Source organism: Arenibacter aquaticus (genome assembly GCF_003957295.1).
Lineage (GTDB): Bacteria > Bacteroidota > Bacteroidia > Flavobacteriales > Flavobacteriaceae > Arenibacter > Arenibacter aquaticus.
In genome coordinates this window covers 99,137-114,165 of record NZ_RQPJ01000005.1, presented here as the reverse complement: position 1 = coordinate 114,165, position 15,029 = coordinate 99,137, and the positions used below count along the sequence as shown (strand labels likewise).

The 15,029-nt window shown below is 38.9% G+C and carries 11 protein-coding genes; 2 read left to right on the top strand and 9 right to left on the bottom strand.

Going from position 1 to position 15,029, the window contains the following annotated elements:
* Window position 1: 1 nt before the first annotated feature.
* From folE to EHW67_RS09950, 6 genes are all read right to left on the bottom strand, one after another.
* Window positions 2-700 (bottom strand): GTP cyclohydrolase I FolE, encoded by a 699-nt coding sequence (gene folE / locus EHW67_RS09975; protein WP_126162244.1) that lies wholly within the window; start codon window positions 698-700, stop codon window positions 2-4.
* A gap of 293 nt (window positions 701-993) precedes the next feature.
* On the bottom strand, window positions 994-1,431 hold the full coding sequence (locus EHW67_RS09970) for a hypothetical protein (protein WP_126162243.1): 438 nt from the start codon (window positions 1,429-1,431) through the stop codon (window positions 994-996).
* Window positions 1,432-1,545: 114 nt separating this feature from the next.
* A complete protein-coding gene (locus EHW67_RS09965) occupies window positions 1,546-2,970 on the bottom strand; it encodes an SDR family oxidoreductase (protein ID WP_126162242.1) in 1,425 nt (474 codons plus the stop codon).
* Window positions 2,971-3,011: 41 nt separating this feature from the next.
* On the bottom strand, window positions 3,012-4,322 hold the full coding sequence (locus EHW67_RS09960; RefSeq protein ID WP_126162241.1) for an ABC1 kinase family protein: 1,311 nt from the start codon (window positions 4,320-4,322) through the stop codon (window positions 3,012-3,014).
* Between the two features lie 9 nt (window positions 4,323-4,331).
* Window positions 4,332-4,988, bottom strand: a complete 657-nt coding sequence (locus tag EHW67_RS09955; RefSeq protein ID WP_126162240.1) for a TetR family transcriptional regulator C-terminal domain-containing protein — start codon at window positions 4,986-4,988, stop codon at window positions 4,332-4,334.
* Window positions 4,989-5,224: 236 nt separating this feature from the next.
* On the bottom strand, window positions 5,225-6,124 hold the full coding sequence (locus EHW67_RS09950) for a MerR family transcriptional regulator (RefSeq protein ID WP_126162239.1): 900 nt from the start codon (window positions 6,122-6,124) through the stop codon (window positions 5,225-5,227).
* A gap of 169 nt (window positions 6,125-6,293) precedes the next feature.
* Here EHW67_RS09950 and EHW67_RS09945 point away from each other — a divergent pair, with 169 nt between their 5' ends.
* Window positions 6,294-8,528, top strand: a complete 2,235-nt coding sequence (locus EHW67_RS09945) for an FUSC family protein (RefSeq protein WP_126162238.1) — start codon at window positions 6,294-6,296, stop codon at window positions 8,526-8,528.
* 210 nt (window positions 8,529-8,738) lie between these two features.
* A complete protein-coding gene (gene nhaA / locus EHW67_RS09940; RefSeq protein ID WP_126162237.1) occupies window positions 8,739-10,046 on the top strand; it encodes a Na+/H+ antiporter NhaA in 1,308 nt (435 codons plus the stop codon).
* A 44-nt stretch (window positions 10,047-10,090) separates the two neighbouring features.
* Here nhaA and EHW67_RS09935 read toward each other — a convergent pair whose 3' ends face one another.
* The 3 genes from EHW67_RS09935 to EHW67_RS09925 all read right to left on the bottom strand — a co-directional run bounded on the left by EHW67_RS09935 (window position 10,091) and on the right by EHW67_RS09925 (window position 14,861).
* Window positions 10,091-11,245 (bottom strand): PepSY-associated TM helix domain-containing protein, encoded by a 1,155-nt coding sequence (locus EHW67_RS09935; RefSeq protein ID WP_126162236.1) that lies wholly within the window; start codon window positions 11,243-11,245, stop codon window positions 10,091-10,093.
* A 20-nt stretch (window positions 11,246-11,265) separates the two neighbouring features.
* Window positions 11,266-13,644, bottom strand: a complete 2,379-nt coding sequence (locus tag EHW67_RS09930) for a TonB-dependent receptor (protein WP_126162235.1) — start codon at window positions 13,642-13,644, stop codon at window positions 11,266-11,268.
* 371 nt (window positions 13,645-14,015) lie between these two features.
* Window positions 14,016-14,861 carry a universal stress protein gene (locus tag EHW67_RS09925; RefSeq protein ID WP_126162234.1) on the bottom strand — a complete coding sequence of 282 codons (846 nt, stop codon included), beginning with the start codon at window positions 14,859-14,861 and terminating at the stop codon, window positions 14,016-14,018.
* Window positions 14,862-15,029 lie beyond the last annotated feature (168 nt).

The following is a 15,029-nucleotide window of genomic DNA, read 5'->3' as shown; positions in this document are numbered from 1 at the left end:
GTTATTGATTTATATAGTTGAGTAATTCTGTTATTTTTGTTGGGGAGCTAAATGCACCTCCGTAAAAGGAGGTTACCGTTGCAGAGGTATCGTCCTTGATACCACGGGAAGAAACGCATAAATGCTTGGCGTCTATAATGACAGCAACATCATTGGTGCCCAATATTTGTTTTAAATCTTCCGCTATTTGATTGGTAAGTCGCTCCTGTACTTGAGGTCGCTTGGCATAATATTGAACAATTCTGTTCAATTTGGACAAACCAATTACCTTTCCCGAAGAGATGTAGGCCACATGGGCTTTCCCTATTATAGGTACAAAATGGTGTTCGCAGTTAGAATAGAAGGTAATGTTCTTTTCTACCAGCATTTGATTGTATTGGTATTTGTTATCAAACAAAGCTACCTTGGGCTTATTTTCGGGATTTAGTCCGGAAAATATTTCATCAATGTACATCTTAGCAACCCGTTCTGGAGTTCCTTTTAGGGAGTCGTCCGTAAGGTCCAGCCCCATTACATCCATAATTTCATGGAAAAGTTGGGCTATACGCTCCTTTTTCTCGGAATCCGACAAGGCAAATGCTTCGGATTTCATGGGAGTTTCTAATCCAGTAGATAGGTGGTCGTCCCCTATTTCGCCATGGGTAAACCCATTTAATGTAGCGGTTTTTTCTTTGCTGGCAACTAATGCGTCTATTTTCATTCGGTCTTTTTTATGTGCTGTCCCGGTATAGTAGTTACACTTGGCAAAGCACGATGTGATTTTTAATTGAGTTAGAATAAATATTTAAAGTGATTTAATAATCTTTTTTTATAAAAATGTCTTCTTTTTGTCGTATTGCTATTGGCTTCCTTTCACGGGTTTAGAATCAAATACTTATTGGCCAAAATGGTTTTTTATTTTTTTCCCTGTCTTTATTCTTAATTTTGGTTTCTTTTTTTTTTTAATCATTATCATTCTTAATGGGACAATGTCCTTGGCTAAGGTTGAACAATTCAAGAACCACTATATTTTAAAGACCCATATTTTGATTCATAGGTTGCTTTCTGATTCAATAATTTATGAAAATAAGCCTTATTTTTTTCAAATATATGGTCTTTTTTGAATCGTAAAAAACGTCCATGGGCGTGTATGCTGTTACAGTCCTTTTTGTATAGTACCAGTTGATAGAATGGTACTACCCAAGTAAATGTTTTTATACCCTTAAAAATTCTAATCAGTACCCCCAAAGGTCTAAGTTCTATGTCTGCAAGGGTTACAGTATTGGCTTTATTTAAATAAAGGCCCATATAAACGCTTGCATCCGCTATTATCATTTTTTTGCTAAAACTACCTTTCATTTTTAAAAGCTGTATAAAGCTATAGGGCTTGCCTACCAAATCATTGATGAGTAAAACTATATTCTTATTTTTATTTGACGTATCTAGAACCATTGTAATTTTAATCCAATCAAATTTACAAAATGTTTAAGTATTTATGAAAAAAGTTAAACAAAATGGAATTCTATTTTCTTATAGTGCAATAGAAGATACCTATGTGGAATATGGTTAGTTGTTGGTCAGTTTGTTGATTAGACCATTAAATATAAGCCCGTGAAAAGGGTATACGCTGTACCAATAGAGTCGGCCGGCCAGTCCACGTGGTCTAAACGTAGCGGTCTGCTTTAGAATTCCTTTATCAATTTTAAATTCTAGCCACGCTTCACCAGGAAGTTTCATTTCGGCATACAGCAGTAATTTCTTTTCATTTTTGTCGCTGAAAATTACTCTCCAAAAATCCAGGGCATCACCGGCAGCCAGTTCTGAAGTGTGTGTGCGGCCTCGGCGCAGGCCAATACCACCTACCAATTTATCTATATAGCCTCTTATTTTCCATAAAAAATTTCCGTAATACCAGCCTGTGGCGCCACCTATAGACCAAATTTTGTTTATGGTGTCTTCCTCATTAATAATAAGGCGCTCCTTATAATCTTTGAAGCAGCCATATTTGGGGACATTTATGTATTTGTGCAGACTTTTTTTTAATCGCCCGCTGCTCACCATACTATCTTTCCAACTAGATATAATACTGTTTTGTTCAATTTTTTCGAAGGCCAATTTCACGGCCTCTTTATAAGTTATTGGGTCTACTCCCAATATTTTGTTGATGTTGCTGGGTTTCCCCACTATAGCAACGCCCATACTATCTACCAGGGTGGTTGCCAGTTTGTAAGAGGTAGAGGTTACAAAATATAACCAGTAGGAAGATAGTTTTGGTGTCATGACCGGAACGGTCAATATATATCTATTTAGCCCTCTTGTTTCTGCAAATTGCAAGAGCATTTGTTTGTAGGTGAGTATTTCCGGACCAAAGACATCATATGATTTATTATAGAGTTCTTTTTTTTCTTTTGCTCTGGACAAGAAAGCCAATACGTCCCGTACCGCTATGGGTTGGGTTTTGGTATTAAGCCATTTTGGGGCAACCATAATGGGCAGCTTTTCTACTAGGTCCCTAATGATCTCAAAGGAGGAACTTCCTGACCCCACTATGATTCCTGCCTTAAAAATGGTAAGAGCATAGGAATCTGAAGTTAATATCTCTTCTACATTTTTTCTGGAGCTTAGATGTTTGGATAATTGTTCTTCGTTGGTAATACCACTTAAATAAATGACTTGTTTTAATGGTAAATTGGAAAAATAATCTTTAAAATTGGTAGCACAACGGGCCTCCAAACTGGAAAAATCGTTGGAGGAGTTAGACATGGAGTGGATTAAATAGTAGGCCACGTCAATATCTTGGGGAATATTGTTGAGAGTTTCCGGTTTTAAGAAGTCGCATTCTATGATTGAAATGTTGTCTTCCTCAAGATGTGTTTTGTCCGCTCTTAGCTTATCTCTTACCGCGCAGACCACATGATGTCCTTCATTGATCAGAATGGGGATCAAGCGTTTTCCTATATAGCCTGTGGCACCGGTTACGAGAATTTTCATTTAGGGGCTTATTTTAATACATCTTTGCTGGTCATAGTACTTCAGGATTCTTTAATATTGTGGATATTAATGTTCGTTGCTTTTAAATCGAACATAAGGTTATATAATCCAAAGAACGTTCTGTTAATATAAATAAAATGTTTGGAACCTCTATTTGCGTTCATTTTTCGGAGTTCTGTGTTCTGGGAATACCGCTGTCCCAGTTCATTTATCTTTCCAAAGAAGTCTGTATCCGAAAAATCGAAGGTTTCTGCATGGAAGGGTAGTGTAAACAAACTTAACAGTTCATGAAACATCTTTGTAAAGAATTCAACTTCTGCTGCCGAGTCGTCCTGGCGCAAAATCTCCAATTCATATAATTTGGAAACAAAATAGCTTTGGTCGGAAATATTTTCGGGTTTGGCCAATTCAAAATAGGGTTCATAGAATTCCATTGGTATGGTTTTCATACAGCCAAAATCCAACGCAATCAATTTTGCGTCTTCGGTAATTAAAAAATTTCCGGGGTGGGGATCGGCATGGACTTTCCTTAATTTATGGATTTGATACATATAAAAATCCCATAATGCCTGTCCCAATTGATTGGCTTTTTCCCGATCTGTATTGTGGGCAGTAAATTCGGAGAGGTGTTCGCCCTCCATATAATCCATAGTAATGATTCGCTCCGAAGACAATTCTTCGTAATAGCCGGGAAACAAAAGATTGGGAATTCCTGAACATGCTTTGGCTATTTCCTTGCTTTGTTCAATTTCCAGTACGTAATTTGTTTCCTCAATAAGTTTTCCTTCAACTTCCTTAAAGTATTTGTCAGAATCTTTTCCCTTGATATTGAACATCTTAATAGCGATGGGTTTTACCAAGGCCAAATCTGAGGCAATACTTTCGGCAACTCCGGGATATTGGATTTTCACAGCAAGTTTTTTCCCATTTTTCGCTGCCAAATGGACTTGGCCAATACTGGCAGCATTTACCGAAGTAGTGTTGAAGGAATCATATAATTCATTGGGCAACTTCCCAAAATAATTTTTAAAGGTTTTAAGTACCAGGGGAGGGGATAAGGGCGGTACTGAAAATTGGGCCAAAGAAAATTTCTCCACATAGGCCCGGGGCATAATACTTTTTTCCATGCTGAGCATTTGGGCAACTTTTAGGGCACTGCCCTTTAATTGCTTAAGACTGTCATAAATATCCTCGGCGTTGTTCTGGTTTAATTTGGACCTGGCTTCTATTTCCGACTTGGTCAATTTATCTCCGTAATACTTAAGGTAGTTAACCCCTACCTTGGCTCCGGTGGAAACCAATTTGGAAGCACGCTGTATTTTGGAAACGGGAATATTGTCTATGGTTTTCATTGGCCAAAATTAGTTGCTGTGCATTTTTTCCTTGAAAATGAACTTTCCCAAGTCAATGATACTTTTTATAGGTGCCACATTTAGGACATCAAAACTGGCGTTTACCGATTTTTCTATAAAGATATCTGTCTTTTCAAAGGAGGCAGAACTATCATCTAACCAAAATTTAATGGTCAATACCAGCTGTAACCAAGCCGATTCCTGCAGAGCTCTTTTTTTAATTTTATCTATATCCTCTTGTTTGATATCCAAAGTTTCAATTTCCAATTCGTCTATATAGCTTGTAAAAGCTCGTTTGAGGTTGGACAAGAGCGATAAACTTTTAATGTGGTTTTTGTGCTTATACAAGCTGTATACCACATAACTCCTATTGGCAGTCATAAGTTCAAAAAATGTGAAGTAGAAACTTAGTAGTTTGTTTCTGGCATCATAGCCAGCATAGTCTTTGCTTTTTTCCAATAAGGTTAGGGTATTGGAGAAAAAAGATTTGTAAACCTGCTTGTCAATGGCCTCAAAAGAACCAAATAGTGCATAAAATTCTGATTCTTCAAAATTGTTGGCCTTGGCAAAGGCGTAAACCGATTTTGGTTTTTCATGTTGCTCTAAGACATAATCCATATACAAGGAAATGATGTCGTTTTTTGAAATAGATTTCTTTTTGGCCATAGTGCTCATTTATAAGGAACAAGATACAAAATGTTTAATCTTTTTATATAAATATTAAACAAAATTTAACTTTGGCGTATTTAACAGAGTTGGGTCAAATCCATAGATGCCCAATTCTTTAGCGTAATTGGACATGGGAGATGTACCTGGGAAGGATAGCTGTCCAGGGTGTATTGTGTATGGGGATTGGCGGTTTTTGTAGAAAAATATTATTGGGAGAATTGGTCTTGCAGGGGTTAAAGCTTTTTAACCAGTTCGTCCAAACGGGAAAAGGGAATAATCTTAGTAGGCAACTTTTTGGTGTTTACTTGCTTTAACATTCTTCCCAATACCCATAGTTCCGCATCGCTATTTCTTAACAATTCCTCATAAAAATTCATTAGATAAGAATTAACCTTATCACCATCGGGTTTTACGGTAAAGTAGGATAGAAAGATAAGATTGTCGTAGAGGCTGAGAAAATCTTTTAATTCCTCTATTGGTATGCTAGGGCCTAGGAAAATTGCCCGGTAGCCTTTCCGTAAAATTTCATAATTGAGGAACAATAGTCCCAGCTCATGTATTTCATTGTTGGGAAGAAATAAAATAAAGGTTTTTGAAATATTACTTGGGCTAAGGGACTGGTACTTTTCAGTATTGACCAGGATTTTTTGCTTTATCAGGTTGCTAATAAAGTGTTCGTGGCATGGGGTTATAGTATTGGTCTGCCACAGCATTCCCAGCTCGGACAGCAGCGGGATAAAGTCTTGATAAAAAAGATCTTGGAACGATTTTTCCTTTAAAAGCTTATTGTACGTTTCCGAGAAAAGTACCTGGTCAAAATTCAACATGGCCATTTTAAAAGAACTAAGGATATGTTCATTAGCCTTTTGTTCGGAAGTTAAATTCCTGACTACGCTGGAAATCTTCTCCTGACCCAATGCCGAAATCTTGGAAATTTTAAATCCGTTATTATAGAGATAGGTAACGTTTAAAAGCTTTTGAAGGTTTTCTATATCATAGTATCTAATATTGGTGTCCGTTCTACTAGGTTGCAATAGATTATAGCGTTTTTCCCATATTCTAATAGTATGGGCCTTGATCCCGGAGAGGTTTTCAAGGTCCTTAATGCTAAAGGTGCTTTTAACGCTGTTCATTATTTAGTAAAAATGATTAAACAAAAATATCATTTTTAAAGTTCAATTCAAATTCTTGTTCTGGGTAATGGTGCAACAGGTTCCATTGGACAAATAATCCCAAAAGCAGTTCCGCAGCATTTGTTGAGCACTTAATCTAATTGTATCTTTAGGGCTGAACAATTGTACAGTGAAGTTATTTGGCCCAACCACTTTCCCATCTGGCAGGGAGCTTATTCTGTTCTTAAAGAGCACTAATTTTTCCAAGGCGATCCTAATAGCTATAGCTGTTACCGTCCCCATTGTGCTAGGCATTAAATTTGGTTATTTTGAAGTGGGTCTGGCATTTTGTTTTGGAGCGTTTTGGAGTTCGCCCAGTGATGTTAGTGGCAGTTTTCGGCATAAAAAGTACGGCATTCTCTTTTCGGCCGCCTTAATTATGTTGGTAAGTTTTATAGGGGGCTATCTACATTTAAAGTTGTGGCTGTTACTTCCCATTCTGGGATTGTTGACATTTGCCATAGCCTTTATTTCCGTCTACGGATTTAGGGCTTCGTTAATTAGTTTTTCGGGCTTGTTGGCCCTTGTCTTGAGCTTTGCCCATGATTCCACGGAACTTGAAATATATCAATATGCCTTATTTATTGGTGCCGGTGGACTGTGGTATCTGTCCTTGGCTATGTTGTGGTACCGTATTAATCCCAAGGCGCAGACAGAGGAGTTATTATCAGAAACCTATACCCTTACTGCCGAATTCTTGGAGACCCGGGGAAAACTGGTAGGTCCCCAGATAGATAGGACCCAATTGCAGTCCAAGTTGTACGAGTTGCAAAGTGAACTTATTGAACATCACGAAAAGCTTAGGGAAATATTGATATTGTCTCGTAAAAGTTCAGGTAGATCCCACTATCAGGCAAAACGTTTGTTGGTCTTTGCACAATTGGTAGATATGCTGGAGACGGCAGTGGCCAACCCTGTAAATTATGATAAGATGGATGGGCTATTCAAGGATCATCCCGAGTACATACAAAGTTTTCAGGACTTAATTTACGAAATGTCCCATCAACTGAGGGTTATAGCCAAAAAAGGACATAATATACGAAAACTGCCTAAGAACAATAAGGTGGCAACATGCTTGAAAATGCTAAAACAGCAAATTAATTCTTTTCGAAATGAAGTGGAAGCCAAGGATTATGAAGGGTTTCTTATGCTTCAGAATCTTATGGAATATCAGGAGAAACAGGTTGATAAGCTTAAAAAAATAACTTGGTTGCTGGGCAATCCTGATATGAACGCTGTAGACACCATAGATACGGCCACCTCCATGCAATTCTTGGTGCCTCTGGATTATGATCCACGGCTTTTGGTAAGGAATTTTAGTTTTAAATCGGTTTTGTTTAAACACTCCCTTAGGTTGGCCATCACAGTTATGCTGGGGTACGCTTTAGGTAATTTCTTCGATTTTCAAAATCCCTATTGGATACTACTCACTATTATCGTAATAATGCGCCCCAGCTACGGACTCACCAAAGAGCGTTCCAAGGACAGGATAATGGGGACTTTGATAGGAGGTGCTATTGCAACGGCAATTGTCTTTTTAACCCAGGATCCGTATGTGTTCGGGGCAATGGGAATAGTATCCTTGATCATTGCCTTTTCAATGGTTCAAAAGAATTATAGGGCTGGGGCGACCTTTATTACCCTGAGTGTGGTATTCATTTATGCCATTATCAGGCCTGATGTACTTACTGTAATCCAATATAGAATATTGGATACCCTTATTGGTGCAGGGCTTTCCTTTATGGCCATTCTATGGATTTGGCCCGCTTGGGGGTTTATGGAAATAAGGCTGCATATAGAAAAAAGTGTGGAGGCCAACCGTGAATTTTTACTTCAAATTGGCCAATATTATGAAAAGAAGGGAAAAGCACCCACCTTATTCAAAGTAAGTAGAAAGGAAGCCTTTGTGGAAACATCCAACTTGGGCTCCGCTTTTCAACGTATGGCACAGGAACCGGAATCCAAACAAAGACATGTAGATAAAATATACGAATTGGTGGTGCTAAACCACACCTTTTTGTCTTCCCTGGCTTCCTTAAGCACATACATACAGAATAACCCCACTACAGAGGCTTCCAGGAAATTTAAGGCGGCAGTAGCAAAAATAGATGAAAATTTAGCCTTAGTACTGGAGTCGTTAAAGGATAAAAGTTCTGTTGTGGCCCCTTCTTCCAAGGATGCAGAAGTTCTCTTTAGACGGATGTTACCAGGTGCTTTCCCCGATGATCCCGAACTGGCATCTAGAACAGACCCTCAGATGGAACGGGATTTACAAGAGGTCCATTTGATACGCGAGCATTTGCAATGGCTGTTTTCTTTAAGCAATAAAATGTTGCGGTTAACATCAAAAATAGAATTTGATTAAAGCGTATCCCAGTTCCCAGTAATTAATGGTTGTTAGCTGGGCTATAAGTATAATGCATTGATCTTTATGTGGGTAAAGGTAGATGAAAAGCTATTTATACGGGGCGCAAGGGTCTAATAAATAAAATCTATAGGGAATAGCTTGGCTTAGCTCTTTGAAGTATTTATGTATTTTTACCTTTATGACCTTTTATAAATCACATTAAATTATATGATAAAAAGAATTATTCTTACACCTTTTCAAAAATTTGTAAAAATCGAGAGTTTAAGTGGGGTCCTCCTATTTAGTGCGACACTCATAGCTATGATTTGGGCAAATTCTGGCTTTAGTGAATCCTACAATGCGTTATGGCAATATAAAATAGGCATTGGCTCAGAAACTTTCCAACTTACAAAACCATTGATCCTATGGATTAATGACGGACTCATGGCCTTATTTTTCTTTCTGATAGGGTTGGAAATCAAAAGGGAACTTCTGATAGGGGAACTCAATGGATTGCGAAAAGCAATGTTTCCGCTGTTCGCGGCCATAGGGGGGATGATTTTTCCTTTGATGTTATTCCTTTTCTTGAATGATTCGCCTCAAACCTCACAAGGATGGGGGATTCCCATGGCTACGGACATTGCCTTTTCCCTGGCAATCTTGAAGCTATTGGGGAATAGAGTTCCTTTAAGTCTTAAAATTTTCCTGACCGCTTTTGCTATTGTGGATGATTTGGGGGCCGTAATGGTCATAGCCATTTTTTACAGTGGAGGTGTGGATTGGCTTTTAATTTTATACGCATTAATTCCATTGTTGATTCTCTCTTTTCTCGGGATAAAGGGCATATATTCCAAATACTGGACAATAATTCTTGGGATAATTATTTGGGTACTTTTCTTAAAGTCTGGTATACACCCAACCATAGCTGGTGTATTGGTAGCCTTTACAGTGCCAATTCGGCAAAAGATAGATATGCAGTCTTTTAAGGATAACTTATTGGATATAATGAGGGGAATTACCAAAACCAATAACGAGAATGTTCCGGTTTTATCAAATGAGCAATTGGGATATATAGACGATTTGGAGGATTTAACCGATAAATTTACCTCACCATTACAAAAATTGGAGCATCGACTCCATGGCTGGGTGGCTTATTTCATAATGCCCATTTTTGCCTTGGCCAATGCAGGAGTTGTTTTTGGGTCCAATATGCAGTTAGATGCCGCATTGATAATTAACATAGCCTTGGCGTTGTTTGTGGGGAAATTGCTGGGCGTTACATTATTGTCATGGCTAGGGGTAAAATTAAAGATGGCAGAACTGCCAGAGGACCTTAATTTTTTCCAAATTTCCGGAATTGCTATTTTGGCCGGAGTGGGTTTTACCATGTCTATTTTTATAGCCAATTTGGCATTTGCCAACAACGTAGTTTTTGTTGATTCGGCCAAGGTGGGTATCCTTATAGGGTCTGTTGTATCCGGTATTGTTGGATACTTGGTGCTTCGATTTACAGGAGCAAATAAAAAGGGCTTATAAAAGCCCTTTTTATTTGCTGGAAGTTACTTTTTTGCCTCAATAATTTAAGCGAAAGCCACTTTCTTTTTTTTCTTTTTCTTGGCTTTTAATTTATTGATCCAGATAAGTGTACCTGTTATGGGTAAGGTAGTGGCGATCAAACAGGCGAAAAAGTATATTATTTTAGAGAAAGTTCCGTAAATAGTGCCCATATGTATGGGCTTTATAAGGGAAGCAATCTGCACGTTTAATGGCTTGTCCCTAAAGATTTCTTTGTGCATTAGGGTTCCGTCTTGGTCCAATACCAATTTATCCTTGATGACGGGTGACCAGCTGTTGGCATTGCTTTTTGTTATGGTAAAGACATCCTTGTCCGTTGAAGGAATGGTGATGCTAACCTCTCCTTTATAGTTTAATTCCCCGGCAGAAATTTCCAGTATCTCTTTAAAAGTCTTGACCCTTGCATTGGGGCTAAGGGCTGAGGTAAATTTTGGACCCCCACCTCGATTGCCAAAAACCTTGGTACCCAGAACTTCGCTACCGGCATCGCGGTACCACTCAAAGGACCAAAATAGTCCGGTAAGCGACATGATTACCAAAAAAATACAGGCGTAAAATCCAAGGGTATTGTGTAGATCGTGATTAATACGCTTCCAATTGGCAGAGAACTTGATCTTAAATCCGGGTTTGAAATTCTTCCAACGCCGTTTTTTGGGAAACCACAATATAATTCCACTAATGGACAAAATAAGAAAAATGATGGTGGCAATACCTACTACAGGTCTACCTATGGTTGTATCCATTAAAAGCCATCTGTGCATTTTAAACATACTTAGAAAGAAACCGTCCAATTGGGATTTTTGCTTTTTTTGGTATTCCCCGGAATAGGGGTCCACAAAATAGGTAGTCCCGCGTCTCTCTTTTGGCGAGGTTTTTACATTGAATTGTAAAGGTTCCCCAGTTTCAATAGGCAGGGTAACGCTGGTGACCGTGCCTTCCTTGGATAGGGATTCCGAAAGTTGTTCTAAAGAAAGCCTTCTATTGCTGCTTTGGGCAACCTTAAAATCCTGGGTAAATAGATTTTTTATTTCCTCTTCAAATGTCAGTATGGTACCACTTAAACAAACTAGGAACAAAATAATCCCACTGCCTATTCCCAACCAGAGGTGGATGTCGTTTATTAACTTTCTAATGGTGTATTTTTTTGATTTTTTGGCCATGTTTTAAAACTTGTAAATGGTTAAAGGGTGTATCTCAATATTCCACCAAATGTCCTTGGGGCTGTTTGGTTTATATAACTGGTTCTATAGGCATTGTAACCTATTTGATCAAATACATTGTTCACCATCAATCGCAGATCCCAATGGTTGTTAAACCTATATCCGGCCTGAAGATTGGTCAAGGTATAGGCCTCTACATTGAATGGTTTTTCATTTGGGACTATACCTTCGTGAGTAACTGCCCCGGAAGACCAATCGTTGATGGGTCTTTCACCAGTATAGTATACGCCTCCACCCAAAGACAGGCCATCCAGCATTCCGCTAAACTTATAATCCAAATATATATTTGCGGTATGTCTGGGTGTATTTAGAGGGGCCGATCCAAAAACATAGGAAGTATGATCTTTGTATTGGGCATCAATATAGGAATACCCTGCAACGGCCGTTAAACTCTCAAGTATGCGGCCGGTAAGTTCTACCTCCACTCCTTGACGCTGATCATTACCGCCCTTTTGATAGTATCCAGTGGCTACCCAATTTTCGTCATAAACGGGTAGATTTATATTCTTGTTATTGATCTTAAATATAGTAAGATTAAAGCGTAAACGGTCTTCCAGCCATGAGGTTTTTATTCCTGCCTCCAATTGGTCAAAGCGTTCATTGCCCAGGGCCTCCCCATTCACGCCCAGTCTGGCCGCCGTTCTTGGGTAGGCACTGTTGGTGTAGGAAGCAAATAGGTTGATATTTTTATACGGGCTAACGATAAATCCGCCTAAAGGACTAAAAGCATCGCTCTTGTTGTTCTCTATATCGGTGATGGTTTCGGTACTGCTATACCTAATTCCTATAAAACTCCTTAACCAGTTATTCCATGAAATTACATCTTGGGCTACAAGTCCCAAAGACTTGCTTTCTGCTCCACCAGGGGTGCCAGCTACCAAGGCAACGGAAGGAAGTGTATTGGAATTTGTTTCAAAAACATTGATGGTATCTATGACACTTTGTCTTTGGGAAGTGGTGCTGTATTGGGAGGTACGGTAATCAAATCCCACTTGAAAGGTATGATTAATAGAACCTGTTTGTACCTTCGTGCCAATAAGATCAACTTGTAGTACCCCATTGTCATCACTTCGGGTAGAAGTGGAGTAACCTCTAGCTCTTAAATTGTATTGTTCTACATCATCTATAGTAACTACACTTCCTAGACTGGCACCTTTGTCGTCCAATTTTAAATGGGATTTATAAAAAGCCGTCTTTAGGGTTAGCTTGTCGTTAAACTGCCTGTCAAAACGTAGGGAATAGGTAGTGTTTTTAGTAAGGGACCTGTCGTTTTCATATCCTAAAAATTTATCTGAAGGAAGGTCATAGATGGCATTTTGGTCATTTGGACCTAAATTAACAGTACCCAGATCTGGAGTTCTACTGTCATCAAAATGATCAAATTCCACTGTAATCTTGGACCTGTTGTCTATCTTCCATTGTAAAGAGGGGTTTATATAAATGCGCTCGGAACTTACTCCGGAACGAAAACTATTTGCGCGCTCCAAGGCTCCATTGATTCGGAATGCCACTTTTTGATTGTCGTCAATGGGGCCATATATATCAAAGGTTGGTCTTACTTGTCCGTAACTGCCAAAACGCTGTGATACCGACCCTCCAAATTGATAGATTGGTGTTTTGGTCACGATGTTAATGACTCCACCAGGACTCCCCAAATCCGTGGCAACCCCCTGGGTTATAGAGGCGGAACCCTTTAATACCTGTATGTTGTCTACTCCCTGCATATCGGTAAGGATGCCTACTCCCCTAAAATCCGAATGTACCCTTACGCCGTTTTTTAAGATTGGAATACCCCTAAAACCGCGGGAAGACATACTTTCGCGCTTGTTGCCATAGGTGGCAAAGGTATAGACCCCAGGTACATTCTTGGTGGCCTCAGAAATGGTCAGCGCTCCTTGATTTGTTATTAGCTTGTCCGATATGACGGAGATACTTTGGATTTGTTCGTATGGCTCCAAGGGTAAACGGGTAAGAGCCTCTATTTTGTCAGGATGCGAAGCTCTCCTGCCAAATACTTCTACTTCGCTCAGGTGATTTTCCATTGCTAATTGAAGGGGCTTGGCAGTAACCTCAGGATTGTTAATGGATATCGGAAAAGTCTTAGTCTTAAAACCTACGGCGCTTATGCGTAATTGCCATGTGCCATAAGGAATATCCTTGAGTTCATAGGTACCATCTTCGTTGGCCATACTTCCCTTTTGTATGTCTTCCAAAAATACATTGGCAAAGGATATAGGGTTTTCATTGCCATCTACTATGGTCCCACGTAATGTGCCACTATTTTGGGAAAATAGGACGGTGACTATCAATAAATGAACCCATAATACTATTTTTTTCATTCTATTTTAATTTAGACTTGTTATAAATAAGGTGCTAAAATAGAATGCAATTTTATATCGACCAAAATTATTTAGAATTATTTTAAATAATATTCGGGAAAGTGTTTTTTATTTGTGTAAGCATGCCATGGTCTGGTTGAAGTGATAACTGGTCATTGGCCAATAAGGCTTCTTACTTTAACTATAAACTGCAGGCCTATGTATAAAGGTAATTATAGGTCCATACCACTTTGTTGCACTATCGCCTATTAGGGAGTTTCTAAGAGATGCGGGAATTAGTAAACTTTGGGTTTGTTGATTGGCTTTTTACTGGGAAAGTCTTGTTATTGCAGTATGGTCATGGCATAGCCCTGAGTTATGGGAGACCCTTACTACAATCCGCTAACATTAAAGCTTAATAGGGGGATGGTTAGCTGGGAGGCCATTTTTTTTACTTTGTCGCTCTGCAGGTATTTTTGAATAAAACTACTGTCTTTTCGTTCTAGCATAGCCAACAGATCAGCATTTGTCTTTTTCAAATATCCGTTTAATTCCTCCAAGATGTCATCGGAGAAGATTAAATGGAATTCCATGTTTTTATACTGCACCTTTTGTCCTAGTATTTCCTTAAACCATTCCATTTGTTGGTCACCGGCATATTCCTTTGAGGTGGTGATGTGAACCACTTTTATACGGGCTTGAAACTGGGTGGCAATTTTTACCAGTCTCCCGATAGCAAAAATATCGGCTTGTTCAAAATCGGTTGCATAGATCATTGTTCCAAATTTACCTATAGTTTTCATATTTGGAACGGACAGGACTATGGTGGGGGCCTTCTTAATGAGTGCTTGGGCAGTACTTCCCAGCAGAAACTCTTTTAAGGGGCTGCCACCTTTGGCGCCTAGCACGATAAGTTCTACACTATTCTTCATTACGTATTCTAGAATGGCGTCTACCACAGAGCTGTTATGTACCACCTCAAAGGATATTTGTAATTCTTCACATGCATCCCCTAAATGTTTTGAGCAAAATTCTTTCAGTTTTGATCCGTGCTCCAGCAACAGTTTTTTCGTTTTTTTCATATGGCTAATAGAAACCGTACTGGCTAGGGAGATCGGCATATCCAAAACGTGCATTACAATTAATTTGGCATGGAATGCTCCACACAGCAGGTGGGCTAGCTGCAATGCCGAGGCAGAATTTTGGGAATAGTCCGTTGCGTAGAGAATGGTCTTCATATAGTGTAATTTAGATAGCTGTTTTCAAGCTAATATTTATGATCGAGCTTTAAAATGACCAATGTCATGCCCTAGTGGGCTCTACATGATTTATGTCATTTTAAATTACTAGTACCTAGATTATATTTATTGAACCATTCTTGTTAATGGATGGTTTCAGAAACGCTG